Here is a 23,468-nt window from a genome sequence, read left to right as displayed (position 1 = left end):
CACGGCGCAGCCGCCCGTGCCGGGCCGCGGCCCGCGCCGTTCCCCGGCCCGGCGCCCGGCCCGGCGCCCGGCCGGGGAGCACCGCCGGGGAGCACCGCCGGGGAGCACTGCCGGGGAGCGCGTCCGGGGAGCGTGGGAACGGCCTGGCGGGACCCTTCCGGACGCCTGCGAACCAGCGTGTGAGAGCGCTCTCGAAACCGCCTGCCGCAGGGTACGCTCATCCCGAAGCCCCGGCCGGACGCGTGGAGCACCAGGCGCCGCGGGGAGAGGACCGGCAAGGAGCAGCAGGTGACCGACGCGCCAGTACGCCAGGTGCAGCCCAAGCCGACCAGACCGACCCTGGAGGAGGTCGCCGAGTTCGCGGGCGTCTCCCGGGCGACCGTCTCGCGGGTGGTCAACGGCGGTGCCGGGGTCCGGGCGGCGCTGCGCGACAAGGTCGAGCAGGCCGTCCGCGAGCTCGGCTACGTCCCCAACCAGGCCGCCCGCACCCTCGTGACGCGCCGCAACGGCGCCGTCGCCGTCGTGATAGCCGAACCCGAGAGCCGCGTCTTCTCCGACCCGTTCTTCGCCCAGCACCTGCGGGGGATCAGCAAGGAGCTGGCCGCCGCCGACTCCCAGCTCGTCCTGCTGCTCGTCGACGACAGCAGCGACTACGACCGGGTCGGGCGCTACCTGTCCGGCGGCCACGTGGACGGCCTCCTCCTCTTCTCGCTGCACGTGGACGACCCGCTTCCGGCGATGGCGCGCCGCGCGGGCCTGCCCACCGTCTTCGGCGGCCGGCCCGGCTGGGCGGGCGCGGAGGCCGACCGCTCGGTCCTGTACGTCGACACCGACAACCGCGGCGGCGCCCAGCTGGCCGTCCAGCGCCTCCTGGACCGCGGCTGCCGGCGGATCGCCACCATCACGGGCCCCCTCGACCAGACGTCCTCCACGGACCGCCTGGACGGCTACCGGGACCTGCTGCCGGGCGCCGACCCGGCGCTCGTCGCCGAGGGCGACTTCACCCCCGAGGGCGGCCGCCGGGCCATGGCGGCGCTCCTGGAGCGGTGCCCCGACCTGGACGGCGTCTTCGCCGCCTCCGACGTGATGGCCGCCGCGGCCCTGCACGTGCTGCGGGCGGCCGGCCGCCGGGTGCCGGAGGACGTGGCGGTGGTCGGGTTCGACGACCTGGAGTCGGTCGCGGCCTGGACGGACCCGCCGCTGACCACCGTGCGGCAGGACGTCGAGGGCATGGGGCGCCTGATGGCGCGGCTGCTGCTGCCCCGGCTCCCCTCGGACCAGGGGGCGCCGCGGATCGCCGGCGCGCTCTCCTCGGTCGTCATGCAGACCGAGCTGGTGGTCCGCGACTCGGCCTGAGCGGCCCCCGCCGACGCACTTTGACGACGCCCCCCGACGACGCCCCCCGACGACGCCTCCGCCGGCCCCTGCGGGCCCTCCCGGATCCGGAGGGGCCCGGCACGGTGTCCGGACGCGTTCGACGCGCCCGGCGCAGCCGTGGGGGGCCGCAGGCCGCTCCGGACCCGGTGCCGCGCCCGGCTCCGCAGCCAGCGGTGAGCAGAATTTGGGAGCGCTCTCATGGTTTTGTCGCGCCCACCCGCCTCCGCATGATGCCCCAGCTGCCGGATCTGTGCCCGAAATGCAGCCTATCCATGGTTTCTGAGGGGTTGTCGCTCTCGAACCGATCGCAATCCCGCGCAACGTCTTGACGCGCGGGGGAGGGCCGGGCAATCTCCTCCTCGTCAGGTTTTGAGAGCGCTCTCATCTCTCTGGGCCACCCCCCTCACGCCCCTCGTCCGCATGAACACGAAGGAGGCCTCCATGGCCACCGCCGGAGCCGCACGCACCAGAGCGGTCACGCTCGGATCCGCCGTCCTCGCCCTCGCCCTCGCGGCCGGCTGCAGCTCCTCGACCTCCACCAAGTCCGCAGGCGGCGACACCGCCAAGGACGGCAAGGTCACCCTCAACGTCGACCTGTTCGGCACCTTCGGCTTCAAGGAGGCCGGCCTCTACGCCGAGTACCAGAAGCTGCACCCGAACATCGAGATCAAGCAGACCGACACCCAGGACGAGGCCCAGTACTGGCAGGCCCTCCAGACCAAGCTGGCCGGCGGCGGCGGCCTCGCCGACGTCCAGGGCATCGAGGTCGGCCGGATCGCGAGCGTCGTCCAGAAGCAGGCCGACCAGTTCACCGACCTCAAGAGCCTCGGTCTCGGCCCCGCGAGCGACGAGCTGGTCCCGTGGAAGGGCTCCGCCGCCACCACCCCCGACGGGAAGCTGCTGGGCCTGGGCACCGACATCGGCCCCGAGGCGATGTGCTTCCGCGCCGACCTGTTCAAGCAGGCCGGCCTGCCCACCGACCGCGACCAGCTCGCGCAGAAGTGGTCCACCTGGGACGGCTACCTCGCGCTCGGCAAGCAGTACACCGCCAAGGCCAAGGCCGGGAACACCTGGACCGACAGCGCCGCGAGCGTCTTCGCCGCCGAGGTCGGGCAGCAGCGGGTCCGGTACTTCGACGAGCAGGGCAAGCCCGTCTACGAGACCAGCCCGGCCGTGAAGGCCGCCTGGAACACCTCCGTCTCCCTCGTCAAGGACGGCCTCAGCGCCGAGCTGCCCGAGTGGACCCCCGAGTGGAACAAGGCGTTCTCCACCGGCAAGTTCGCCACCCTCAGCTGCCCGGCCTGGATGGGCGGCTACATCAAGGGCCAGGCGGGCGACGCGGGCAAGGGCAAGTGGGACGTCGCCCCCGGCCCCGGCAAGACCGGCAACTGGGGCGGCTCCTACCTGGCGATCCCGCGGACCTCCAAGCACGCCAAGGAGGCCGCGGACCTCATCAAGTGGCTGACCGCCGAGGAGCAGCAGGTCACCCTCTTCAAGAAGCTCGGCTCCTTCCCGTCCAACAAGGCCGCCCAGGCCGCCATCAAGGACGTCAAGGACCCGTACTTCAGCGACGCGCCGATCGGCCAGATCTTCAGTGAGGCCGCCGCCGCGATGCCGGCCCAGGTCCTCGGCGCGGACGACCAGGTGGTCACCAAGGCGTTCACCGACGCCCTCGGCGAGGTCGAGCGCACCCGGACCGCCCCGGACGCCGCGTGGAAGCACGCCATGGACAACGTCCGCAACGCCACCGGCGGCTGACCAGGCAGCAGGTCGCCGGTCCGGCCGGCGCCGCCTCGACGACCGGCGCCGCCCGCCCTCCTGACAGGGGCGGGCGGCGCCACCCGAGCGAAGGACCCCCATGGCTCTCTCCACCTCCGCCCCGAACCGGGGCCCCGACCCGGCCCCGCCGCCCTCCCCGGCGCCGGCCCCCGCCCGCCCCCGGCCCGCCGCCGGCCTGCGGGCCCGCCTCTTCCGCTGGGACCAGAAGGCCGCACCGTACGCCTTCGTCGCCCCCTTCTTCGCCTTCTTCGCCGCGTTCGGGCTCTTCCCCCTCCTCTACACCGCCTACGTCTCGCTGCACCGCGTCGAGCTGCAGACCTCCGACCAGATGGAGTGGCTCGGCCTGCGCAACTACACGCGGCTGATCGAGGACCCGTTCTTCTGGAACGCCCTGCGCAACACCTTCACCATCGGCGTGCTCTCCACCGTCCCGCAGCTGCTGATGGCCCTCGGCCTCGCCCACCTGCTCAACTACCGCCTGCGCGGCCGCACCTTCTTCCGCGTCGCCATGCTGATGCCGTACGCGACCTCGGTGGCCGCCGCCACGCTCGTCTTCGCCCAGCTCTTCGGCCGCGACTACGGCCTGATCAACTGGCTGCTCGGCACGGTCGGGATCTCCCCGGTCGACTGGCAGGCGAACACCGTCGCGTCCCAGATCGGCGTCTCCGCCGTCGTCACCTGGCGCTGGACCGGCTACAACGCGCTGATCTACCTGGCGGGCATGCAGTCCATCCCCGGCGAGCTCTACGAGTCCGCCGCCATGGACGGCGCCTCCCGCTGGCAGCAGTTCCTGCACGTCACCGTGCCGGGCCTGCGCCCCACCATCCTCTTCACGGTGGTGGTCTCCACCATCGGCGCCACCCAGCTCTTCGGCGAGCCGCTGCTCTACGAGGGAAGCGCCGCCGGCGGCGTCTCCCACCAGTACCAGACCCTCGGCCTCTACATGTACGAGCAGGGCTGGGGCTTCTTCCACCTCGGCCGCGCCGCCGCGATCGCCTGGGTGATGTTCCTGCTGATCGTGGTCCTGGTCGCCGTCAACGCCGCGATCGCGCGGCGGCGCAGCCGGACGGAGGGGTGATGGGTACCGACACCGCACAGCCGCAGACCCGGGGGAGCGGCACCGCCCTCGCCCCCCGGCCCGCCCCCGCCGTGACGGCGCCGCCGAAGTCCCGCCGCCGGGGGGCGGCCGGCCGGCGCATGGACGGCGGCCCCCTCGCCTACGCCGTGCTCGGCGTCGCCACGCTGATGTTCGTCTTCCCGTTCTACTGGACGGTGGTGGCGGCCAGCCGCAGCAACGCCGAGCTCAGCGCCGTCCCGCCCGCCCTCACCCCCGGCGGCAACCTCTTCCACAACATCGGCGAGGCGCTGCAGCAGGCCGCCATCGGCAAGGCGCTGCTCAACTCGCTGATCGTCTCCACCACCGTCACCACCGGCACGGTGCTCTGCTCCACCCTGGCGGGCTTCGCCTTCGCCAAGCTGCGGTTCCGCGGGCGCGGCGCGCTGCTGGCCCTCACCGTCGGCACGATGATGATCCCCCCGCAGCTGGGCGTGATCCCGCTCTTCATGATCATCGCCAGGCTCGACATGCAGGGCAAGCTGCCCGCCGTCATCCTGCCCACGCTCGTCTCCGCCTTCGGCGTCTTCTTCATGCGGCAGTTCCTCTCCCAGGCCCTGCCCGACGAGCTCATCGAGGCCGGCCGCGTGGACGGCGCGTCCCACGCGCGGATCTTCCGCTCCATCGTGCTCCCGGTGGCCCGGCCCGGCATGGCCGTCCTCGGCATGCTCACCTTCATGGCCACCTGGAACGACTTCTTCTGGCCCATCGTCGCCCTCAACTCGCAGAACCCCACCGTGCAGGTCGCCCTCAAGTCGCTCGGCCAGGGCTACGTCCCCGACCAGTCGGTCGTGCTCGCCGGCACCCTCCTCGGCACCCTGCCCGTCCTGGTGGTCTTCGGCCTGCTGGGCCGCCAGATCGTCGGCGGCATCATGCAGGGCGCCGTCAAGGGCTGACGCCGTCAAGGGCCGACACCGCCGACGTCCGACACCGCCGGCACCCGGCACCGCCAGGGCCCGGCATCGCCGGCGCCCGGCACCGCGGCCGCCCGACACCGCCAGGGCCCGACGCCGCCCAGGGCCGACCCCTCCCCACCTCCCAGGAAGTCCCATGACCCTCGACACCCTCCCGTCCCCCGCCCCGTCGGCACCCGTCTTCCCGCCCGGATTCCTCTGGGGCACCGCCACCGCCGCCTACCAGATCGAGGGCGCCGCCGCCGAGGGCGGCCGCACCCCCTCCATCTGGGACACCTTCAGCCGCACCCCCGGAAAGGTCCGCAACGGCGACACCGGCGACATCGCCGCCGACCACTACCACCGCTTCCGCGACGACGTCGCCCTCATGGCCGACCTCGGCCTCTCCGCGTACCGCTTCTCCCTCGCCTGGCCGCGCGTCGTCCCCGGCGGCAGCGGCCCGGTCAACCCGGAGGGCCTCGCCTTCTACGACCGCCTGGTGGACGCCCTCCTGGAGAAGGACATCACCCCCGTCGCCACCCTCTACCACTGGGACCTCCCCCAGGAGCTGGAGGACGCGGGGGGCTGGACCGAGTGCGCCACCGCCGAGCGCTTCGCCGAGTACGCGGCCGCCGCCGCCCGCCGCCTCGGCGACCGCGTCGGCATGTGGACCACCCTCAACGAGCCCTGGTGCTCGGCCTTCCTCGGCTACGGCAACGGCGTCCACGCCCCCGGCCGCACCGACCACGGCGACGCCCTGCGCGCCCACCACCACCTGATGCTCGCCCACGGCCTCGGCACCGCCGCGCTCCGCGCCGAACTGCCCGCCGCCGCCCAGGTCTCCCTCGTCCTCAACCTCGCCGCCGTGCGCGCCGCGGGCACCACCCCGGCCGACCTCGACGCCGCCCGCCGCATCGACGGCCTCGCCAACCGGATCTTCCTCGACCCGGTCTTCCACGGCCGGTACCCCGAGGACGTCCTGGCCGACACCGCCCACCTGCTCGACTGGGACGCCCTCGTCCGCGACGGCGACCTCGCCGAGATCAGCCGCCCGCTCGACGCGCTCGGCATCAACTACTACACGCCGACCCTCGTCGCCGCGGCGGAGGACGGCGACGCGGTCCGGCGGACCGGGCCGCGCGGGGACAACCACGCCGGCGAGCTCACCCCCTGGCCCGCCTCCGAGGGCGTCCGCTTCCTCCCCGCCCCGGGCACCCGCACCGCCATGGACTGGCCGGTCGACGCCGACGGCCTGTACGAGATCCTGACCCGCCTGCGCGACGAGCTGCCCGGCACGCCGCTCGTCGTCACCGAGAACGGCGCCGCCTACGACGACTACACCGACCCCTCGGGGGAGGTCCACGACCCGGAGCGCGTCGCCTACCTCCACGCCCACCTGGCCGCGGTGGCGCGGGCGGCGGCCGACGGCGCCGACGTCCGCGGGTACTTCCTCTGGTCGCTGCTGGACAACTTCGAGTGGGCGTACGGCTACGGCAAGCGCTTCGGCATCGTCCACGTCGACTTCGCCAGCCAGCGCCGCACCCCCAAGGACAGCGCCCGCTGGTACGCGGAGGTCGTCCGCTCGGGCGCCCTGCCGGAGGACTGAGCCGCCCTCCGCCCCGCGCGCCGGCGCGGCCGCACCGCCCGCGGCCGCGCCGGCGCCCGCCGACCGGCCGCCGTGCCTCCGGAGACGCGTCCCGGCCCGGAGGCGCGGCGCCGTCCACGCCGGTCGCACCGCTCACCGCTCACCGCACGCCCCGACGCACCCCACCCTGCTGAGGAGGACACGCATGACCGTGAGACGGACACCCCCCAGGGCACCCGCCCGCAGACCCCTCCGGGAGGCGCTGCGCCGGGCCCTCGCCCCGACCGCCGCCGCGGCGCTCCTGGCCGGCGGCCTCGCCCTCGCCGCCCCGGCGCCCGCCGCCCGCGCGGCGGTGCCCGACACGATCCCACTGACGCTGACCAACCGCTCCGGCCTCGACCAGCCGGTCTACCTCTACGACCTGGGCACCGAGCTCTCGACCGGGCGGCAGGGCTGGGCCGACGCCGACGGCGTCTTCCACCCGTGGCCGGCCGGCACCATCCCGCCCTCGCCGGCCCCCGACGCCTCCATCCCCGGCCCGGCCGACGGCGCGTCGACCACCATCCGCATCCCGAAGTTCTCCGGCCGGATCTACTTCTCCTACGGCCGCAGGCTCGACTTCCGGCTCACCACCGGCGGCCTGGTGCAGCCCGCAGTGCAGAACCCCACCGACCCCAACCGGGACATCCTCTTCAACTGGTCCGAGTACACGCTCAACGACGGCGGGCTCTGGATCAACAGCACGCAGGTCGACATGTTCTCCGCCCCCTACGCGGTCGGGGTGCGGCGCGCCGACGGCACCACCGCCACCACCGGCCACCTCGTGCCCGGCGGCTACCAGGGCTTCTTCGACGCGCTCAGGGCGCAGCCCGGCTGGGGCGGCACGATCCAGACCCGCGCCGACGGGACGGTCCTGCGGGCCCTCGGGCCCGGCCACGCGATCGAGGCCGGCACCCTGGCGCCCACCGTGCTGGACGACTACATCGACCGGGTCTGGAGCAGGTACTCCACCGCCACGCTGACGGTGACCCCCTTCGCGGACCGGCCCGACCTGGTCTACCGCGGGAGGGTCTCCGGCGACCACATGGACTTCACCGACGGCTCCGGCGCGGTCGTCACCTCGTTCCAGAAGCCCGACTCCGACAGCGTCCTCGGCTGCTACAAGCGGCTCGACGCCCCCAACGACCTGGTGCGCGGGCCCATCGCCCGCACGCTCTGCGCGGGCTTCAACCGGACCACGCTCCTGACCGACCCCGACCAGCCGGACACCTCGGCGGCCGCCTTCTACGCCGACCCGGTGACCAACGTCTACGCCCGCGAGGTCCACGCACGGATGGCGGACGGCAGGGCCTACGCCTTCGCCTTCGACGACGTGGGCGCCCACGAGTCGCTGGTGCACGACGGCGACCCGCAGGCGGCGTCCATGACCCTCGACCCGCTCGCGGACGGCCCCGCACCCACGCCGACCGACAGCGCGTCGCCGACCGCGTCGCCGACCCCGACCGCGTCCCCCACCCCGACCTCCTCCCCGACGGCCACCTCCTCGCCGACCCCGACCGCCACCTCCCCGACCCCCGTCCCGGTCACCGGCGGCACCCTCCACCTGCGCTCCGGCGGGCAGCTGGCCGCCACCGAGGCCGCCTCCGCGTCGGCCGACACCGTCCCGTCCGCCGACGGGGCCAACCACGACGGCACCCCGTACCACCCGCTCGTGTACGAGGTGCGCAACGTCCGGGGCACCTTCAGGCCGGGATCCGCGACCGACTTCCGCCTCGGGGCCGACGCGGGCACGACCGTGGCCCTCGCCCCGCAGGCCAGGGTGTCGTACGACCTGACGGGCGACGGCACCTTCGACCGGGTCGAGACCTACCGCTACTTCGCCACCGACCCCGTCCCCGGCTGGGAGGAGTACACCGCCTCCCGCAGCGGCCTCCTCTCCGCCTCGGGGACCCTCGGGAACCTCGACGGGGGCACGGTCCGGGTGGAGGTCTGGAACGCGATCGGCAGCGGGCCCTCCACCCTCCGGGTGGACTCCGGCTCCGTCCTCACCGTCCCCTTCGGCTGAGCCCGCGGCCCGGCGCCCGCACCGCGGCCCGGCGCCCGCACCGCGGCCCGGCGCCCGCACCGCGGCCCGGCGGCGCGCCGCCCGCCGGGCCGTCCCCGCGGACACCGCCGGCAGCCCGTGCGCCGGACCTGCCCCCGCCGCCCCCATGACCGGGGGCGGCGGGGGCAGGAGAGGGCGTACGGGGACGCTGTCCGGACAGCGAGGAGGACGGATGCGCGCGGCGGCCCGGCTCGACCGCTTCCAGCGGCGGCACGCCTGGGCGGCCGTGCCGCTCGCGGTGGTGTACAAGTTCGCCGACGACCAGGGCACCTACCTCGCCGCCCTCATCGCCTACTACGGGCTGCTCTCGCTGTTCCCGCTGCTCCTCCTGCTGGTGAGCGTCCTGGGCTTCGTGCTCCGCGACGACCCCGCCCTCCAGGAGCGGGTGCTGCACTCCGCGCTCAGCCAGTTCCCCGTGATCGGGGACCAGCTCGGCAGCAACATCCACTTCCTGCACGGCAGCGTCCCGGCGCTGGTCATCGGCCTGACGGGCAGCCTCTACGGCAGCCTCGGCGTCGCCCAGGCGGTGCAGAACGCCCTCAACCGGATCTGGGCGGTCCCGCGGTACGCCCGGCCCAACCCGCTCACCTCCCGGCTGCGCAGCCTCCTGCTGCTGCTCATCCTCGGCGCGGGCCTGGTGCTGACCACCCTGCTTGCCTCCTTCACCACCAGCGCCCACGCCTACGGCGCCGCGGCGGGGGCGGGCCTGCGCGTGCTCGCGACCGCCTGCTCCGTCGCCCTCAACACCCTGCTGGTGCTGCTGGTCCTCAAAACCCTCACGGCCCGGTACGTCCCGCTGCGCCGGCTGAAGCGGGAGGCGGTGGCCGCCGCACTCGCCTGGCAGGCCCTGCAGACCGTCGGCACCTACTACGTCGGCCACGTCCTGCAGGGCACGAGCGCCACCTACGGCCTCTTCGGCATCGTGCTCGGCCTCATCGCCTGGCTGTACTTGGCCGCCCTGGTCTTCGTGCTGTGCGCGGAGGCGGGCGTGGTGCGCATCCGGCACCTGTGGCCCCGCAACCTCCTCACGCCCTTCACCGACCGCGTCCACCTGACCTGGGGGGACCGGCGGGCGTACGCGTCCTACGCGGCCACCGAGACGCACAAGGGCTTCGAGGACGTCGAGGTGGACTTCCGCCAGCGCCCGCCCGAGGGCGGCCCGCACGACCGGCCCCACCCGCACGACCGGCCCCACCCGCACGACCGGTCCGTGCCGCCCGACGGCCCCGACGGCCCCGACGCTCCCGACGCCCCCGGGAGCCCCGGCTCCTCCGGCCGCCCCGGCCGCCGCGATCCGCAGGACCCGCCGGGGTCGGCCGCCTGACCCGCGCCCCGCGCACGGCGGGCCCGCCGACCGCCGGGTCGGGCGCGTCGTCCGCACCCGCGGTGCCGCCGCCTCCCGCCCCGGCCCCCCGACGTGCCCGGTGCCGGTGCCGGTGCCGGGCGGGGTCACTCCCGGCCCACGGCCCGCAGCAGCAGGAGGGCGGTGTCGTCCGTGCGCCGCCCGCCCGGGAGGGCGTGGTCGAGCAGGTCGTCGGCCAGCGCCTCCAGGTCCCGGCCGCACACCGTGTCCAGGTGCAGGGCGAGGTCCGCCGTCGCCCGGTCGAGGTCGGTGCCCGGCTCCTCGACCAGGCCGTCGGTGTACAGCGCCAGCAGGCTGCCGGGCGGCATCGGCACCTCGGCGAGGGGGTAGTCCGCGCCGGGGTCGATGCCCAGCAGCAGCCCGGGCGGGATGTCGATCGGGCCGGCCGGCCCGCCCGCCCCGCACAGCAGCGGCGGCGGATGGCCCGCGCTCGCCAGGCAGGCGCGGTGGCGGACGAGGTCGATCCGGGCGTAGAGGCAGCTGGTGAACAGGTCCTGGTCGAGGTCGGTCAGCAGCCGGTTGGTGCAGACGAGGACCTCGTCCGGCGGCGCGCCGGCCATCGCGTACGCGTGGACCGCGGTGCGGACCTGGCCCATGAGGGCGGCGGCCGCCACGTTGTGCCCCTGGACGTCGCCGATGACGGCGGCCGCGGTCGTGGCGTCGAGCCGGATCAGGTCGTAGAAGTCGCCGCCGATGTCCATGCCGCGGGTGGCGGGCAGGTAGCGCGCCGCCACCTCCAGTCCGGGCAGGGAGGGCAGGGCGCGGGGCAGCAGCCCCCGCTGCAGGCCGCAGGCGAGCCGGTTCTTGGCGTCGTACAGACGGGCGCGCTCCAGGGCCTGTCCGAGGAGGCCGGCGAGGGAGGCGAGCACGGCGCGCTCGTCGGCGCCGAAGGGCCGGGGGCGGTCGTAGGCGAGGACGCAGCAGCCGACCGGGCGGCCGGAGGCGACCAGCGGCAGGAACGCCCACGCCTGCCTGTCGCTGACCCGGCTCACCGCGGGGTGGACGCGCTCCAGCTCCTCGGGCGAGGCGAAGAAGACGGGCGCCCCCCTGCGCAGGGAGCGCACCGCCGGGTCGGAGGTGTCCCGCAGGGACAGCCCGCCGAGGTGGTCGGCCGTCCCGGCCGGGTAGCCGCGCCTCCCCACGATCCGCAGCCGGTCCCCCTCGACGGTGGCCATGGCCAGCGACTGCGCGCCGAAGGCGGGCATGATCTGGTCGGCGACCAGGTCCACCACGTCCTCGACCCCGGTGGCCTCGGTCAGTGCGGCCGCCAGGTGCATGAGCCGGTACAGCCGCCCCGCCCCGGCGTGCCCGCCGCCCGGTGCGGGCTCGGGGACGGGCTCCGCGGGCCGGGGGCCGGTACCGGCGGAGGTGACGCGCACGCTGATGCCGCCGGCGTCGGGGTACAGCCGGAAGCGCAGCCAGCGGTCCGGGGGCCGGCAGACCGTGAAGGAGGCGGGCCGGCGGCTGATGACCGCGGAGCGGTAGCGGTCCTCGTACAGTGGGTCGTCCAGCCAGGGCAGCGCCCGCCAGGGGAGCTCCCCCAGCAGGTCCTCGGCGGGACGGCCGAGCAGGCGGGCGGCGCCGAGGGTGACGAAGGTGATCCGGCCCTCGAGGTCCAGGGCGCAGGAGCCCCCGGGCAGGCGTTCGGCGAACGCGGCCGCCGTCTCCGGCGGCTGCCGCACGCCCCGTCCGGCCGCCGTCGGCAGCACGCGCGGCTCGGCGGGGGGCTCCAGGGGGGCGTCCGCCGCGGCCCGCTCGTCCAGCAGCGCCGCCAGCCGTGCACAGGTGCGGGCGACGGCCGAGCGCTCGCGGTCGCTCTCCGCCGCCGGACGCTCGCCGGGCCACACGAGGAGCACCGCCCCCCACCGCCGCGCGCCGGTGACGGGGGCGGCGGCCAGCGAGAACGCGTACGGCAGGACGAGGGCGGTGCGCGGATAGCAGCGGACCAGGTCCTCCTGGCCGCCCACCCACACCAGGCGCTGGTCGCGGACCGCCTCGGCCACGGGCAGCGGCGCGGTCGTCCCGATCCTGGTCCAGGGGGCGATGAACTCCGGCGGCAGGCCGCACAGCACCGCCAGCACCAGCACCCGCCGGTCGGCCGAGAGCAGGTAGAGCCAGGCGGCGGCGGCGCCCGTCTCGCGGAGCGCCCCGAGCAGCGCCGCGTCCAGCGGCCAGGACTCCTCGCCGTCCGGGCCGGCCGCCCCGGTCACCGCCACCGCCCCCGGCCCGCCGTGGCCCGTGCGCGTGGGCACCCGGGCACGGGGGAGCCCCGTACCCGCGCGCGCCGTGCATCGCCCATACCCGGACGGTACGCCCGCGCCGGTGCCGCGGCACGCCGGAGGCGGCACGGCGCCCCGGCGGGCGCCGGGGACCGCGGGCGGCCGGTCACCCCGGGTCCGGCGGGCCGTCCGCGGGCAGGGTGAAGACGACGCGGGTGCCCGGGGCGTGGGCGGTGTCGACGCCGATGGTGCCGCCGTGGAACTCGACGACCTTCCGGCACAGGGCGAGCCCGATGCCGGTGCCGGGATACGCGTCCCTGGTGTGCAGGCGCTGGAAGATGACGAAGACCTTCTCGGCGTACTCGGGCTCGATCCCGATGCCGTTGTCGGCGACCGAGAAGCGCCACATCCCGCCGTCCCGCTCCACGCCGACGCGGATGCGCGGCGGCCGCTCCGGGCTGCGGAACTTGACGGCGTTCGACAGCAGGTTCTGCCAGAGCACGCCCAGCTGGGTCGCGTCCCCGGTGACCACGGGCAGCGCCTCCGCCCGACCTCGGCGCCCGACTCCTCCAGGGCCACGCCCAGGTCGTCGAGCGCCGCCGCGAGGACGGCGCCGAGGTCGACGGCGGCGCGCTCCTGGTGGACGCGGCCCACCCGGGAGAAGGCCAGCAGCTCGCTGATCAGGGTCTGCATGCGGTTGGCGCCGTCGACGGCGAAGCCGATGTACTGGTCCGCGCGCTCGTCCAGCCGCCCGCCGTAGCGGCGCTGCAGGAGCTGGCAGAAGCTGGCGACCTTCCGCAGCGGCTCCTGCAGGTCGTGGGAGGCCACGTAGGCGAACTGCTCCAGTTCGGTGTTGGACCTCCGCAGCTCGGCGGCCTGCGCGTCCAGGGCGCGCCCCGCCTCCTCGGCGGAGGAGAGCTCGTCGGCCAGGCGGCGCCGCATCGCCTCCACGTCCGCCGCGAGCAGCCGCAGGTCGGCGGGGCCGGTGGGGGTGATGGGCCGGTCGAAGCGGCCCTCCGCCACCTGCCGGGCGTCCGCCGACACCCGCTCCAGCGGGCCGGTGACCCCCCGGCGCAGCCCCTCGAACGCCAGGACCGCCAGCAGGAGGACGACCGCCGCTATCGCGGAGAAGGTCCAGTCGCGCACGACCAGGGCGTGGTCCAGGTCCGCCCTCGCCCGGGCCTGCTCGTCCCGGAGGTGCCGCTGCAGGTCGGCGGAGGCCCGGCGCACGGCGTCGAACGCGGCCCTGCCGGCCTCCGCGCGCTCGGAGGCCAGGGCCACCGGCGCGCCGGCGGGGGCGGCGGCGACCGGCCGGGCGAACCCCTCCTGCCACCGCCCGGCCCGGGACAGCACCGCGTCCAGGTCCGCGCGGGCCCGGGCGTCCCCGCCCGCCAGGGAGCGCAGGCGCGCAGCGGCCGCCTCCTCCTCGGCCAGGCCCCGGGTGTACGGCCGGAGGAACTCCCGCCGCCCGGACAGCCCGTAGCCCCGGATGCCGGTCTCCTGGTCGACCAGCGCCGTCTCCAGGCGCACCGAGGCGACCAGCGCGGGGGACCCGGTGTCCGCCAGCTGCCCGATGGCCGTGGTCATGCGCGCCAGCGTCCACGCGCCGAGCGTCCCGAGCAGGGCCAGCACCGCCAGCGCCGCGGCCACGCCGGCCCGCAGCCACTGCCGGGTGGTCCACGCGGGCAGGCGGCCCGCGCCGCCGCCGGGCGCCGCCTCCTCCGCACCGGACCGCGCCCCCGCGGTCTCGACCGCCACCCGCCACCTCCCGCGCCGCCGTCCCGCCGCCGACGGGCCGGGGCCTGCGCACGGACGACGCACCCCCGCCGTCCTCGCCGGGGCAGGGACACAGTACAGGCAGCCGACAACACCTGTTGTCGGGCCGGGGGCGGACTGTCTACTCTTTCCCCATGCCCGGCACCCCCTTCCCCCTGCGCCTCACCGAGGAGGAGATCGCCGCCCTCCTGGAGGGCGCACTCGACGACCTGCTCCAGCGTCTGGCCCGCCGGGCCTTCCACCCGGTCGGTGTGCCGGGCGGCGGGGACGGGCAGGTGTGCACCGGCGACACCGGACCGGCCGAGGCCCTGGCCCGCCTCCACCTGCTGGTCCACCTCCAGCGGGCGGCCGACCGCCTCGTCGACCGGGCGGCCCGCGAGGCCGCCGAGGCCGGCGCCGGCTACCCCCAGCTCGGACAGGCCTGCGGCATCAGCCGGCAGGGGGCCCGGCGCCGCTGGCCCGGCCTCGTCGCCGCACCGCCCCACCGCCCCGCCCCACGCACCTCCCGGAGCCCACGATGACGGCCGCCCTCACCTCCTTCCGCGACGTCCTGCCCTACGACGTCCTGCTCGTCGAGGACGACCCCGCCGACGCGCTGCTCATCGAGGACGCCCTCCTGGACCGGGGGGCGGCCCGCAGCCTCGCCCAGGTCCAGGACGGCGTCGAGGCGCTGGAGTACCTGCGCGACCCGGCCAGGCCCCGGCCCGACCTCATCGTGCTGGACCTCAACATGCCCCGCATGAACGGCCGCGAGTTCCTGTCGGTCCTGAAGGACGACGACGGCCTGCGGGCCATCCCGGTGGTCGTGCTCACCACCTCCGCCGCGCCCGACGACGTCTCCGGCGCCTACCGGGAGCACGCCAACGCCTACGTCACCAAGCCGGTCAACCTCGACGACTTCACCCGCGCGGTCCGCAGCATCGACGCCTTCTACCTCGACGTCGCCGCCAAGCTCCCCCGGGACTGACGCCGCGGGACCGCGCACGCGGCACGCGGTACGCCGCAGGCGGGGCCCGCGCCGTGCGCGGACCCCGCCTGCGGACACCCCCCGGACCGGCCCGTCAGACCGCGTCGGTGAGGGCCTCGTACTCCGCGTCCGTCAGCTCGATGCCGGCCGCCGCGATGTTCTCCTCCACGTGCGCCACGGAGGAGGTGCCCGGGATCGGCAGCACCGCGGGGGAGCGGCGCAGCAGCCACGCCAGGGCGAGCTGGGCCGGGGTCGCGCCGTGCTCCCGGGCCGCCGCGTCGAGCGGGCCGCCGGGCCGGGCCAGCTCGCCGGTGGCGATGGGGAACCACGGGATGAAGGCCAGGCCCTCCCGCTCGGCGTACTCCAGCACGTCCTCGGACTTGCGCTCGACGAGGTTGTACAGGTTCTGCACGGAGGCGATCTCCGTGACCGTGCGGGCCTCCTCGATCTGGGCCACCGTCACCTCGGACAGGCCGATGTGGCGGATCTTGCCGGCCTCCCGCAGCTCGGCCAGGGCGCCGAGCTGGTCGGCGAGCGGGACCTGCGGGTCGATGCGGTGGAGCTGGTAGAGGTCGATGCGCTCCAGGCCCAGGTGGCGCAGGCTCAGCTCGACCTGCTGGCGCAGGTACTCGGGCCGGCCGACCGGCTCCCAGACGCCCGGCCCGGGGCGGGTGAAGCCGCCCTTGGTGGCGATCACCAGGCCGTCCGCGTACGGGTGGAGGGCCTCGCGGATGATCTGCTCGCTGACGAACGGGCCGTAGGAGTCGGCGGTGTCGATGAAGTCCACGCCGAGCTCCACGGCGCGGCGCAGCACCCGGACGGCCTCGGCGCGGTCGCGGGGCTCGCCCCACACGCCCTGGCCGGTGAGCTGCATGGCGCCGTAGCCGAGACGGGTGACCGGCAGGTCGCCACCGATCCGGAAGGAGCCGCTCGCGGCGGCCGGACGTGCGGTGCCGGTCGTGTCGTTGCCCACGTGCCGTGTCCTCTCGTGACGTCGTTGTCCTTCCTCGGCCAACCCGCCCTGCCGGAGATCCATTCCCGGGGCGCGGAGGCTCTGCAGGCCCCGGCCCGCCCGGCATCCGCCGGACCCGGCCGGCGCCGCCGCCCCCGCGTGCGCCCCGGTCCGCGCCGGGCGCGGCGCGTCCCGGCAGGGTGTCCGTCCCCGCCGCACCGTGACGCGCCCCGGCCGCGGCGGACCCCGGGCCGGGGTCCGCCGCGGCCGGGACGCGGCGTGGGCCGGTCAGCCGCGGCGGGTGGTCCGGCGGTAGCCGAAGGGGCCGGGCAGGTCGGCGGAGGTCGTCGTGCGCCCGGTGGTCGACCAGGTGCGGTGGGCGCCGTTGCGGCCCAGGGTCAGCGAGAGCGACTTGCGGTTCACGTTGAGCCGTACTCCGGGCAGGATCGTGAAGGACTTGCGGAAGGTCAGGGGCATCGCGCTCTCCTCGGTCCGGTGACGGTTCGTCAGGTCGCCGGAACGGTCCGGCCCGCCGCACCTACCCTGCGGCGGCGGGCGCATGTGCGCGGCCGTCCGCTCCCCGCGGGGCGGCGGACGTGCGGAGGCCGCGCCCCGGCGGCTCCGCGGGGGTGCGCCCGGGGCGGACCCGCCCGCCCGGCCGGACCCGCCGGACCCGGCCGCCCGGCGGCGGGGCGCCGCGGGCCCGTCCCGCCCGGCGGCCCGGTCGCCCGGGGTGAGGGCGCGGATGCGAGGGGTGATGTATCATGTACATGTAACGCTCCCTCGCGTTCACGTGCTCCCGGCCCGACCCCGGCGTCCCCCCGTACGCCGCGGCCGGGTCCCGCGCCCCGGACACCCGGCCCGGGACGGGAGGCGCGATATGCCGTTGAACCTCGAAACGTCCTCGACCTAACGTCTGCCGCATGACAGAACCCCCGCGCGCCGGCGGCCGCAGGGCGTGGCCCGCCCTGGCGGCGGCCGCCGTGACCGTCGTCCTCTGGGCCTCGGCCTTCGTCTCCATCCGCAGCGCGGGCGCGGCCTACTCGCCGGGCGCCCTGGCGCTGGGGCGGCTCCTCACCGGGTCCCTGGTGCTGGGGGCGTTCGCCCTGGTGCGCCGCACGGGGCTGCCCGACCGCCGCGCCTGGCCCGGGATCCTCTGCTCGGGGGTCCTGTGGTTCGGCGCCTACATGGTCGTCCTCAACTGGGGCGAACGGGAGGTCGACGCGGGCACGGCAGCCATGGTCGTCAACATCGGGCCGGTCCTCATCGCGCTGCTCGGCGCCCGGTTCCTCGGCGAGGGGCTGCCGCGCCGGCTGCTGGCCGGGATGGCGGTCTCCTTCACCGGTGCGGTGGTCGTGGGCGCCTCGATGTCGGGCGGGGGGCGCTCCTCCGTGCTGGGCGTGCTGCTCTGCCTGCTCGCCGCGGCGGCGTACGCGGGCGGGGTCGTCGCGCAGAAGCCGGCGCTCCGGTACGCGGGGGCGCTGCAGGTGACCGTCCTCGGCTGCCTCGTGGGGACCGCGGCCTGTCTGCCCTTCGCGGGCGTCCTCGTGTCGGAGGCGGCCCGCGCGCCGCTGTCCGCGACGCTGAACATGGTCTATCTGGGGGTCTTCCCGACCGCCCTGGCCTTCACCACCTGGGCGTTCGCCCTGGCCCGCACCGCTGCGGGCCGGATGGGCGCCACCACCTACGCGGTGCCGGCCCTGGTGGTGCTGATGTCGTGGCTGCTGCTCGGTGAGGTGCCGGGGCCGCTGACGCTGGCCGGCGGCGTGCTCTGCCTGGCGGGGGTGGCGGTGTCCCGCCGCGGGTCCCGCGGGGGGCGGCCGTCGGCCGGTGCCGGGGAGGGGGCCGGTGCGGCGCGGGTTCCCGCCCGCTGAGCCGCGGGCGTGCCGCCGCCCTGGTCCGGGCGTCCGCCCTGCGGCGCCCCGCGCTGTCGCGCCCCGGTGCGGGCGGGGCGGTCAGAAGTGCCAGATGTTGACCTCGAGGCCCTTGGCGGCGGCGCGGCTGTACGGGTTCCACACGTGGGTGCCGACGGTCTCGGGGCCGACGAAGTTGGAGTCGACGACCTTGAAGGTGTGCTTGCCGACCTTGGCCACGATGATCGCCGTGTGCATGCCGCTGCGGAAGGAGTCGGGGCTGCCGGGGACGTTCAGCTGGATGACGTCGCCCTTGTGCGCCTGCGCGGCGCCCACGTGCTTGCCGCCGGCCCGCACGTAGTCGGAGTAGTAGCCGCCGCCCAGGCCGGCGCCCGCGGCCCGCTGGACCATGTCGTTCACGAACTGCTTGCACTGGCCGCCGTGGGTGCCGACGCGGGCGAGCGCGGTATCGGCGATGGCGGAGGAGCGGGCGGCGGCCTTGGTCGCGGCGGTCCCCTGGGCGGGGGCGGCGTAGGCGCTGACCGGGATGGCGGCGCCGGCGAGGCAGAGGGCGGAGACGGCGGCGGCGCGGGTGAACATCGAGGGCATGTACCTCTCCTGGTGCTTCGGGGGCGGGGCGGGGGCGGTCTGCGTCGACCCGTCCTCCGGAGCGGGGTGCCGCACGAAGGGCGGCGAGGTTTCTTCGCCCCGGAGGTTTCCGTCATCGTGTGGGGGGTATGGACAGAGCGGCAAAGAGCGCCGTTACGACGTGCCGTCGTAGGCGCGCGCCTCCTCTTGACACGGCGCGGAACCGGGTGCGGGTCCGGTGCCCCCGTCGCCCCGGCTGCTGTCACCCCTCCTGAGCTGCGCGGACGGCCTCCGTCCGGCGCTCGTGTCTCATTTGCCGAGAATGCCCTTTCCGTGCCTGCGGGCCGGGTCCGCCCTCCGGCCGGGTACTACGGACCGTCGGAGGACTCGCGGCCCCCGTGACGGACCTCACCTCCCAGGCCGGTTTCCGTCCCTCTCCGGACCGCGCCGGGCCCCTCCGCCGGGAGGCGCGAGTCCCGCCGGGAGCCGCCCCAGCCCCCCGCCGCCCGTGCCCGCGCACCCCCTGTGCCCCGGCCGCGCCCCCTGCCCCGGCCGCGCCGCGCGGCCGGGGCACAGGGCCGGGCGGACCCGCGGCGCGGCACGGCCGTGCGATCCCCGCCGCCGGTCGTCCGTCGCCGGTCGTCCCCCGCCGGTCGTCCCCCGCCGGTCGCCCGCCACCCGTCGCCCGCCCCCTGCTCACCCCTCCCCGGCGCGTCCCCGGGGCCGCCGTCCGCAGGCCGCGGAAGGCCGCGGAAGGCCGCGGTGACCCCGCCCCGGACCGCCGAGGCAACGGTTGGATCTCTCCTGTCCGCGGGGGCTGACGCGCGGGGCGGCGGAGGGTAACGTGCGCCTCTACCTTCACGGATCGATCACCGCCACGCCCCAGGGACCCCGATGCCTGATCCTTCGATGCCGCCGGCCGGCCGTCCGGCCTGGACCGCCCCGGCCCCCGTGCCGCCCGCGGCGGACGCCAGGACCCTGAGGCGGCGTCTGGTGCTCCTGTCCGTGCTGCCGCCCGGGGTGGTGGCCCTCGCCGGCGCCGCCACCACCGCGCTGGCCGCCGGCGGCCGGCTGGACTCCGCCGAGCAGGGCGCCGTGTTCGGCGGCGCGGCCCTCCTGGGCGCCGTGGCGGCCGGGGTCGCCGGCATGCGGGCCTCCGCGGAGGCCCGCACGGTCTCGGTGCGCTGGGCGCAGCTGTCCCGGTCGGCCGGCCAGGAGCGGACCGCGCTGGACCACGAGCGCGCCGTGCTGGAGCGCGACCGGAAGGCCGTGGACCGGGACCGGGCGGCGCTGGACCGGGACCTGGACGCGCTGGAGGGCCTCGTCCGGGCCGTGGCCGACGGCCGGGCCGGGCTCGCCGAGCTGCGCCGCGGCCTGGAGGAGGGCGGCCACCCCGTGCGCCCCCGCCGCGAGCCGTCGCCGCTGCCCGGCCCCGACGCCCTGTCGCGGCTGGGCCACGAGATCGCCGAGGCCCGGCGCGAGGCGGAGACGGCCGTCCTGGAGGCCGCCGCCCGCGCGGGCGGCGAGGAGCACGGCGCCCGCCTGGAGCGGTTCGAGGTGTTCGCCAACCTCGCCCGCCGCCTGGAGTCCCTGGTGCACCGCGAGATCGGGCTGCTGGACGACCTGGAGAACGAGGTCGAGGACCCCGACCTGCTCAAGGGCCTGTTCCGGGTCGACCACCTCTCCACCCGCATCCGCCGGTACGCCGAGAACCTGGCCGTGCTCGGCGGCGCGGGCTCCCACCGCCAGTGGACCCGTCCGGTCGGCCTCACCGACGTGCTGCGCTCCGCCGTGGCCGAGATCGACCAGTACGCCCGGGTCAAGCTCGTCCCCCCGATCGAGGGCGCGGTCGGCGGCCACGCCGTGGTCGACGTCGTCCACCTGCTGGCGGAGCTGGTGGAGAACGCGACGGTGTACTCCCCGCCGCACACCGTCGTGCAGCTGCGGGTGGAGCCGGTCACCGCGGGTGTGGCGATCGAGGTCGAGGACCGGGGCCTGGGCATGTCCCCGGCCGAGCGCGGCCGGATGAACGCCCTGCTGTCCTCGCCGGACACGGTCGCCCTGGGCGACCTGCTCCAGGACGGCCGGATCGGCCTGTACGTGGTCGCGGCCCTGGCCCGGCGGCACGGCATCGCCGTGCGGCTGCAGAGCAACGTCTACGGCGGCACGCAGGCCGTGGTGGTCCTGCCGCCCGCCCTGCTCGGGGCCGGGTCCGCCGGGGAGCCTGAGCACCGGCCCGAGCCGGCCGCGCGGGCGGCGTCCGCGCCCGCCGCCGTCCCGGCGCAGGCACCCGCCCCCCGCGAGCCCGGCCGGACCCCGGACCCGGACGCCGCCCCCGCACCCGCGCACGCCGCCGTGCCCGCGTCCTCACCCGGGCAGCGGGCCGCCACCGAGCCCCGGCCCGGGCCCGCCCCCGCGGCGGACGGCCGCCCCCCGCTGCCCCGCCGGCGCCGCCGGGAGGACGACGACGCCGCGTGGCGGCAGCCGCCCCGCGCCTCCGCCGCCCCGGAGGACGTCGAGCACGACCCCGGCCTGATGGCCGCCTTCCGCAGCGGCTTCAGCCTGGCCGAGGAGGCCGGCGCGTCCGGGCCCGCGGGGGAGTCCTGAGCGGCGGGGGAGCCCGGGCGGAGGAGCCCGGCGGGGCCGGGACGCCCCGTCCACCGAGCCGTTTCCGGTTGTCGAGGAGGAGTACACGATCGTGGCGAGCGAAGACCTTTCCTGGCTGTTGGCGGGCCTCGTGCAGAAGGTGCCGCACACCCGCAGCGCCCTGCTGCTGTCCTCGGACGGCCTGGTCAAGGCCGCGCAGGGGCTCGACAAGGACGCCGCGGACCACCTGGCCGCGCTGGCCGGCGGCCTCTACTCGCTGGCGCGCAGCGCCGGCCGCCGCTTCGACGACGGCGGCGACGTGCGGCAGGTCGTGACCGAGCTCAGCACCTCGATGCTGTTCGTCTCCGCGGCCGGCCACGGCGCGGTGCTGGCGGTGCTGGCCGGCCGGGAGGCGGACGCGGCGGTGCTGGGCTACGAGATGGCGATGCTGGTCAAGAGCGTGCGCCCGCACCTGGCCACCCCGCCCCGCCAGCCGGTGGGGTAGCCGGCGATGCCGGACGTCACGGACGGTCCGCTGCTGGACGAGGCGGCGGGCCGGCTCGTCCGCCCCTACACCGTCAGCGAGGGGCGGACCAGGGCCACGTCCCACTTCACGCTGATGACCATGGTGCGGGCCACCGGCGCGCCGGCGCAGGGCACCTTCGGCCTCGAGCACGCGCAGGTGCTGGAGCTGTGCGAGCAGCCGGTGAGCGTCGCCGAGGTGGCCGCCCGCATGCGGGTGCCCGCGGCCGTGGTCAAGGTCCTGCTCTCCGACCTGGCCGAGGGGGGCGCCCTGGTCTCCCGCGACCTCGACCCGGCGCCGCCGGGCCGCCACGTCCTCCCCGACCCCCACCTCCTGGAAGCGGTGCTCGATGGCCTTCTCCGACGACTGTGACCCGGACGGCCCCGGCCGGGCGCCCGGCGACGTCCTGCCGGCGGGCGTCAAGGTGCTGGTCGCCGGCGGGTTCGGCGTGGGCAAGACCACGTTCGTCAACGCGGTCAGCGAGATCGAGCCGCTGAGCACCGAGGAGATGCTGACGGCGGTCAGCGCGGCCACCGACCGGCTGGACGGGGTGGAGGACAAGGCCACCACCACGGTCGCCATGGACTTCGGCCGCCTCACCCTCGGCCCCGCCCACGTGCTCTACCTCTTCGGCACGCCCGGCCAGGAGCGCTTCTGGTTCATGTGGGAGGAGCTCTCGCAGGGGGCGCTCGGGGCCGTGGTGCTCGCCGACACCCGCAGGCTGGACCACTCCTTCGCCGCGGTGGACTTCTTCGAGCGCCGCGGCATCCGCTTCGTGGTGGCCGTCAACGAGTTCGACGGGGCGCACCGCTACGGGCCGGACGAGGTGCGCGCCGCGCTCGACCTCCGGCCGGAGGTGCCGGTGGTGCTGTGCGACGCGCGCGTCCAGAGCTCCGGCATCCGCGTGCTGCTCTCCCTGGTCCAGTACCTGATCACGACAAGGAGTCCCGATGGCAGCGATGCCGAGCACCCCCTCCTCCGGGCCTGAGCCCGGGATCGCCCTGCGCCACCTGCTCCTCCCCCCGGATGACCCGGAGGTGCGCGCCCGCACCGAGCGGCTGCGGGAGCTGGGCATCGACGCCCGCCCCGACCCGGAGCTCGACGCCTTCGCCCGCGAGCTGGCGATCCGCACCGGCGGCTGCTATTCCGGTGTCAACCTCTTCCTGGACGCGGACCGCCAGTACTTCGCCGGCCTGTACAGCAAGGCGCAGGACACCACCGTGCACACGGGGGCGCCGCTGCTCGACGACCCGGTGCCGGGCCGCATCATGCCGCGCAACATCGACATGGGCATCTGCCCGCACGTGGTCCGGCGCCGCCGCGCCCTGGTGCTGGAGGACGTCCGCGACTTCCCGCGCTTCGCCGGGAACCCGGTCATCGACGCCATCAACGTCCTCTCCTACCTGGGGGCCCCGCTGATCGACAGCACCGGCGTCGTCCTCGGCACGGTCTGCGTGGTCGACCAGGACCCGCACCCGTGGGGACGCGAGGGCCTGGAGACCATCAAGGGGATGGCCGCCGAACTGGTGCAGCGGATCGAGGCGCGGGGCCGGCAGCGCGGCTGAGCGCCTCCCGGGCCCGGGCCCTCCGCCGTACCGGCTCTCCGCCGCACCGCCCGCCGCCGCACCGCCCGCCGTCCACCGCCGCCCTGCCGCACCGCCGTGCCGCCGGGGCCCGAACGTCCCGGGCGGCCGGCCCGGACGGCCCCGCACTCCGGCCCCGGCGGGCCGTGTCCCGCCGCGGACCGCGGGCCGAGGATGGCGGTGCAGGCGTTCCCGGCCACCGTGCG

At 76.2% G+C, this 23,468-nt stretch carries 18 protein-coding genes and 3 pseudogenes; 15 read left to right on the top strand and 6 right to left on the bottom strand.

What is annotated here, in order from left to right; translation table 11 throughout:
- The first annotated feature begins 312 nt into the window (after positions 1 to 312).
- The 7 genes and pseudogenes from ACFY07_RS00975 to ACFY07_RS00945 all read left to right on the top strand — a co-directional run bounded on the left by ACFY07_RS00975 (position 313) and on the right by ACFY07_RS00945 (position 10,176).
- Positions 313 to 1,356 (top strand): LacI family DNA-binding transcriptional regulator, encoded by a 1,044-nt coding sequence (locus ACFY07_RS00975; RefSeq protein ID WP_374228043.1) that lies wholly within the window; start codon positions 313 to 315, stop codon positions 1,354 to 1,356.
- A gap of 462 nt (positions 1,357 to 1,818) precedes the next feature.
- The gene (locus ACFY07_RS00970; protein ID WP_390867046.1) at positions 1,819 to 3,135 is read left to right on the top strand and encodes an ABC transporter substrate-binding protein; all 1,317 of its coding nucleotides are present in this window, start codon (positions 1,819 to 1,821) and stop codon (positions 3,133 to 3,135) included.
- Positions 3,136 to 3,235: 100 nt separating this feature from the next.
- Positions 3,236 to 4,234 (top strand): carbohydrate ABC transporter permease, encoded by a 999-nt coding sequence (locus tag ACFY07_RS00965; protein WP_390866759.1) that lies wholly within the window; start codon positions 3,236 to 3,238, stop codon positions 4,232 to 4,234.
- Positions 4,234 to 5,166 (top strand): carbohydrate ABC transporter permease, encoded by a 933-nt coding sequence (locus ACFY07_RS00960; protein WP_374228021.1) that lies wholly within the window; start codon positions 4,234 to 4,236, stop codon positions 5,164 to 5,166. Before ACFY07_RS00965 ends, ACFY07_RS00960 begins: the two co-directional genes overlap by 1 nt.
- A gap of 154 nt (positions 5,167 to 5,320) precedes the next feature.
- On the top strand, positions 5,321 to 6,769 hold the full coding sequence (locus ACFY07_RS00955) for a glycoside hydrolase family 1 protein (protein ID WP_390866758.1): 1,449 nt from the start codon (positions 5,321 to 5,323) through the stop codon (positions 6,767 to 6,769).
- Positions 6,770 to 6,953: 184 nt separating this feature from the next.
- A pseudogene (locus ACFY07_RS00950) lies at positions 6,954 to 8,192 on the top strand (glycoside hydrolase family 64 protein); the annotation flags it as partial.
- Between the two features lie 832 nt (positions 8,193 to 9,024).
- A complete protein-coding gene (locus tag ACFY07_RS00945; RefSeq protein WP_390866757.1) occupies positions 9,025 to 10,176 on the top strand; it encodes a YhjD/YihY/BrkB family envelope integrity protein in 1,152 nt (383 codons plus the stop codon).
- A gap of 125 nt (positions 10,177 to 10,301) precedes the next feature.
- Here the strand turns inward: ACFY07_RS00945 and ACFY07_RS00940 are convergent, their stop codons facing one another.
- The 3 genes and pseudogenes from ACFY07_RS00940 to ACFY07_RS00930 form a co-directional block, all read right to left on the bottom strand.
- A complete protein-coding gene (locus ACFY07_RS00940; protein ID WP_390867045.1) occupies positions 10,302 to 12,743 on the bottom strand; it encodes a SpoIIE family protein phosphatase in 2,442 nt (813 codons plus the stop codon).
- Positions 12,682 to 12,936, bottom strand: a pseudogene (locus ACFY07_RS00935) (ATP-binding protein); the annotation flags it as partial. The gene ACFY07_RS00940 and the pseudogene ACFY07_RS00935, both read right to left, overlap by 62 nt.
- 209 nt (positions 12,937 to 13,145) lie before the next feature.
- A pseudogene (locus ACFY07_RS00930) lies at positions 13,146 to 14,021 on the bottom strand (CHASE3 domain-containing protein); the annotation flags it as partial.
- Positions 14,022 to 14,344: 323 nt separating this feature from the next.
- Between ACFY07_RS00930 and ACFY07_RS00925 the strand changes: the two are divergent.
- Both ACFY07_RS00925 and ACFY07_RS00920 read left to right on the top strand, forming a co-directional pair.
- Positions 14,345 to 14,731: a hypothetical protein gene (locus ACFY07_RS00925; protein ID WP_390866756.1), complete on the top strand. Its 387-nt coding sequence runs from the start codon at positions 14,345 to 14,347 to the stop codon at positions 14,729 to 14,731.
- A complete protein-coding gene (locus tag ACFY07_RS00920) occupies positions 14,728 to 15,177 on the top strand; it encodes a response regulator (RefSeq protein WP_390866755.1) in 450 nt (149 codons plus the stop codon). Before ACFY07_RS00925 ends, ACFY07_RS00920 begins: the two co-directional genes overlap by 4 nt.
- A 94-nt stretch (positions 15,178 to 15,271) precedes the next feature.
- Here ACFY07_RS00920 and ACFY07_RS00915 read toward each other — a convergent pair whose 3' ends face one another.
- Positions 15,272 to 16,150, bottom strand: coding sequence for an aldo/keto reductase (locus tag ACFY07_RS00915; protein ID WP_390866754.1), 879 nt, complete (start codon positions 16,148 to 16,150; stop codon positions 15,272 to 15,274).
- A gap of 267 nt (positions 16,151 to 16,417) precedes the next feature.
- Complete coding sequence (locus tag ACFY07_RS00910) at positions 16,418 to 16,606, bottom strand: DUF4236 domain-containing protein (RefSeq protein ID WP_230647312.1); 189 nt, start codon at positions 16,604 to 16,606, stop codon at positions 16,418 to 16,420.
- 446 nt (positions 16,607 to 17,052) lie between these two features.
- Between ACFY07_RS00910 and ACFY07_RS00905 the strand changes: the two genes are divergently transcribed.
- Positions 17,053 to 18,003, top strand: coding sequence for a DMT family transporter (locus ACFY07_RS00905; protein ID WP_390866753.1), 951 nt, complete (start codon positions 17,053 to 17,055; stop codon positions 18,001 to 18,003).
- Positions 18,004 to 18,084: 81 nt separating this feature from the next.
- Here ACFY07_RS00905 and ACFY07_RS00900 read toward each other — a convergent pair whose 3' ends face one another.
- Positions 18,085 to 18,591, bottom strand: a complete 507-nt coding sequence (locus tag ACFY07_RS00900) for a hypothetical protein (protein WP_390866752.1) — start codon at positions 18,589 to 18,591, stop codon at positions 18,085 to 18,087.
- A 972-nt stretch (positions 18,592 to 19,563) separates the two neighbouring features.
- Between ACFY07_RS00900 and ACFY07_RS00895 the strand changes: the two genes are divergently transcribed.
- The 5 genes from ACFY07_RS00895 to ACFY07_RS00875 all read left to right on the top strand — a co-directional run bounded on the left by ACFY07_RS00895 (position 19,564) and on the right by ACFY07_RS00875 (position 23,244).
- Positions 19,564 to 21,177, top strand: coding sequence for a sensor histidine kinase (locus ACFY07_RS00895; RefSeq protein WP_390866751.1), 1,614 nt, complete (start codon positions 19,564 to 19,566; stop codon positions 21,175 to 21,177).
- 91 nt (positions 21,178 to 21,268) lie between these two features.
- On the top strand, positions 21,269 to 21,661 hold the full coding sequence (locus ACFY07_RS00890) for a roadblock/LC7 domain-containing protein (RefSeq protein WP_230647304.1): 393 nt from the start codon (positions 21,269 to 21,271) through the stop codon (positions 21,659 to 21,661).
- Positions 21,662 to 21,667: 6 nt separating this feature from the next.
- Positions 21,668 to 22,051 carry a DUF742 domain-containing protein gene (locus ACFY07_RS00885; protein ID WP_390866750.1) on the top strand — a complete coding sequence of 128 codons (384 nt, stop codon included), beginning with the start codon at positions 21,668 to 21,670 and terminating at the stop codon, positions 22,049 to 22,051.
- Entirely contained in the window at positions 22,029 to 22,667 is a 639-nt protein-coding gene (locus ACFY07_RS00880; protein WP_390866748.1) for an ATP/GTP-binding protein, read from the top strand. The genes ACFY07_RS00885 and ACFY07_RS00880 overlap by 23 nt, the downstream gene beginning before the upstream one ends.
- Entirely contained in the window at positions 22,630 to 23,244 is a 615-nt protein-coding gene (locus ACFY07_RS00875) for a GAF domain-containing protein (protein ID WP_390866747.1), read from the top strand. Before ACFY07_RS00880 ends, ACFY07_RS00875 begins: the two co-directional genes overlap by 38 nt.
- Positions 23,245 to 23,468: the final 224 nt, after the last annotated feature.

It is taken from the genome of Streptomyces sp. NPDC001380 (assembly GCF_042895785.1).
In the GTDB taxonomy this organism is placed as follows: Bacteria; Actinomycetota; Actinomycetes; order Streptomycetales; family Streptomycetaceae; genus Peterkaempfera.
Note: the sequence above shows the minus strand (reverse complement) of the source record. Positions and strands in the feature narration are given on the sequence as shown.

What these genes read in the sequence shown, in the direction of transcription:
- ACFY07_RS00970 (WP_390867046.1), top strand. Translation starts at nt 1,819, where the DNA reads ATGGCCACCGCCGGAGCCGCACGCACCAGAGCGGTCACGCTCGGATCC.
- ACFY07_RS00955 (WP_390866758.1), top strand. Translation starts at nt 5,321, where the DNA reads ATGACCCTCGACACCCTCCCGTCCCCCGCCCCGTCGGCACCCGTCTTC.
- ACFY07_RS00920 (WP_390866755.1), top strand. Translation starts at nt 14,728, where the DNA reads ATGACGGCCGCCCTCACCTCCTTCCGCGACGTCCTGCCCTACGACGTC.
- ACFY07_RS00885 (WP_390866750.1), top strand. Translation starts at nt 21,668, where the DNA reads ATGCCGGACGTCACGGACGGTCCGCTGCTGGACGAGGCGGCGGGCCGG.
- ACFY07_RS00960 (WP_374228021.1), top strand. Translation starts at nt 4,234, where the DNA reads ATGGGTACCGACACCGCACAGCCGCAGACCCGGGGGAGCGGCACCGCC.
- ACFY07_RS00875 (WP_390866747.1), top strand. Translation starts at nt 22,630, where the DNA reads ATGGCAGCGATGCCGAGCACCCCCTCCTCCGGGCCTGAGCCCGGGATC.
- ACFY07_RS00965 (WP_390866759.1), top strand. Translation starts at nt 3,236, where the DNA reads ATGGCTCTCTCCACCTCCGCCCCGAACCGGGGCCCCGACCCGGCCCCG.
- ACFY07_RS00900 (WP_390866752.1), bottom strand. Translation starts at nt 18,591, where the DNA reads ATGCCCTCGATGTTCACCCGCGCCGCCGCCGTCTCCGCCCTCTGCCTC.
- ACFY07_RS00945 (WP_390866757.1), top strand. Translation starts at nt 9,025, where the DNA reads ATGCGCGCGGCGGCCCGGCTCGACCGCTTCCAGCGGCGGCACGCCTGG.
- ACFY07_RS00880 (WP_390866748.1), top strand. Translation starts at nt 22,029, where the DNA reads ATGGCCTTCTCCGACGACTGTGACCCGGACGGCCCCGGCCGGGCGCCC.
- ACFY07_RS00925 (WP_390866756.1), top strand. Translation starts at nt 14,345, where the DNA reads ATGCCCGGCACCCCCTTCCCCCTGCGCCTCACCGAGGAGGAGATCGCC.
- ACFY07_RS00910 (WP_230647312.1), bottom strand. Translation starts at nt 16,606, where the DNA reads ATGCCCCTGACCTTCCGCAAGTCCTTCACGATCCTGCCCGGAGTACGG.
- ACFY07_RS00905 (WP_390866753.1), top strand. Translation starts at nt 17,053, where the DNA reads ATGACAGAACCCCCGCGCGCCGGCGGCCGCAGGGCGTGGCCCGCCCTG.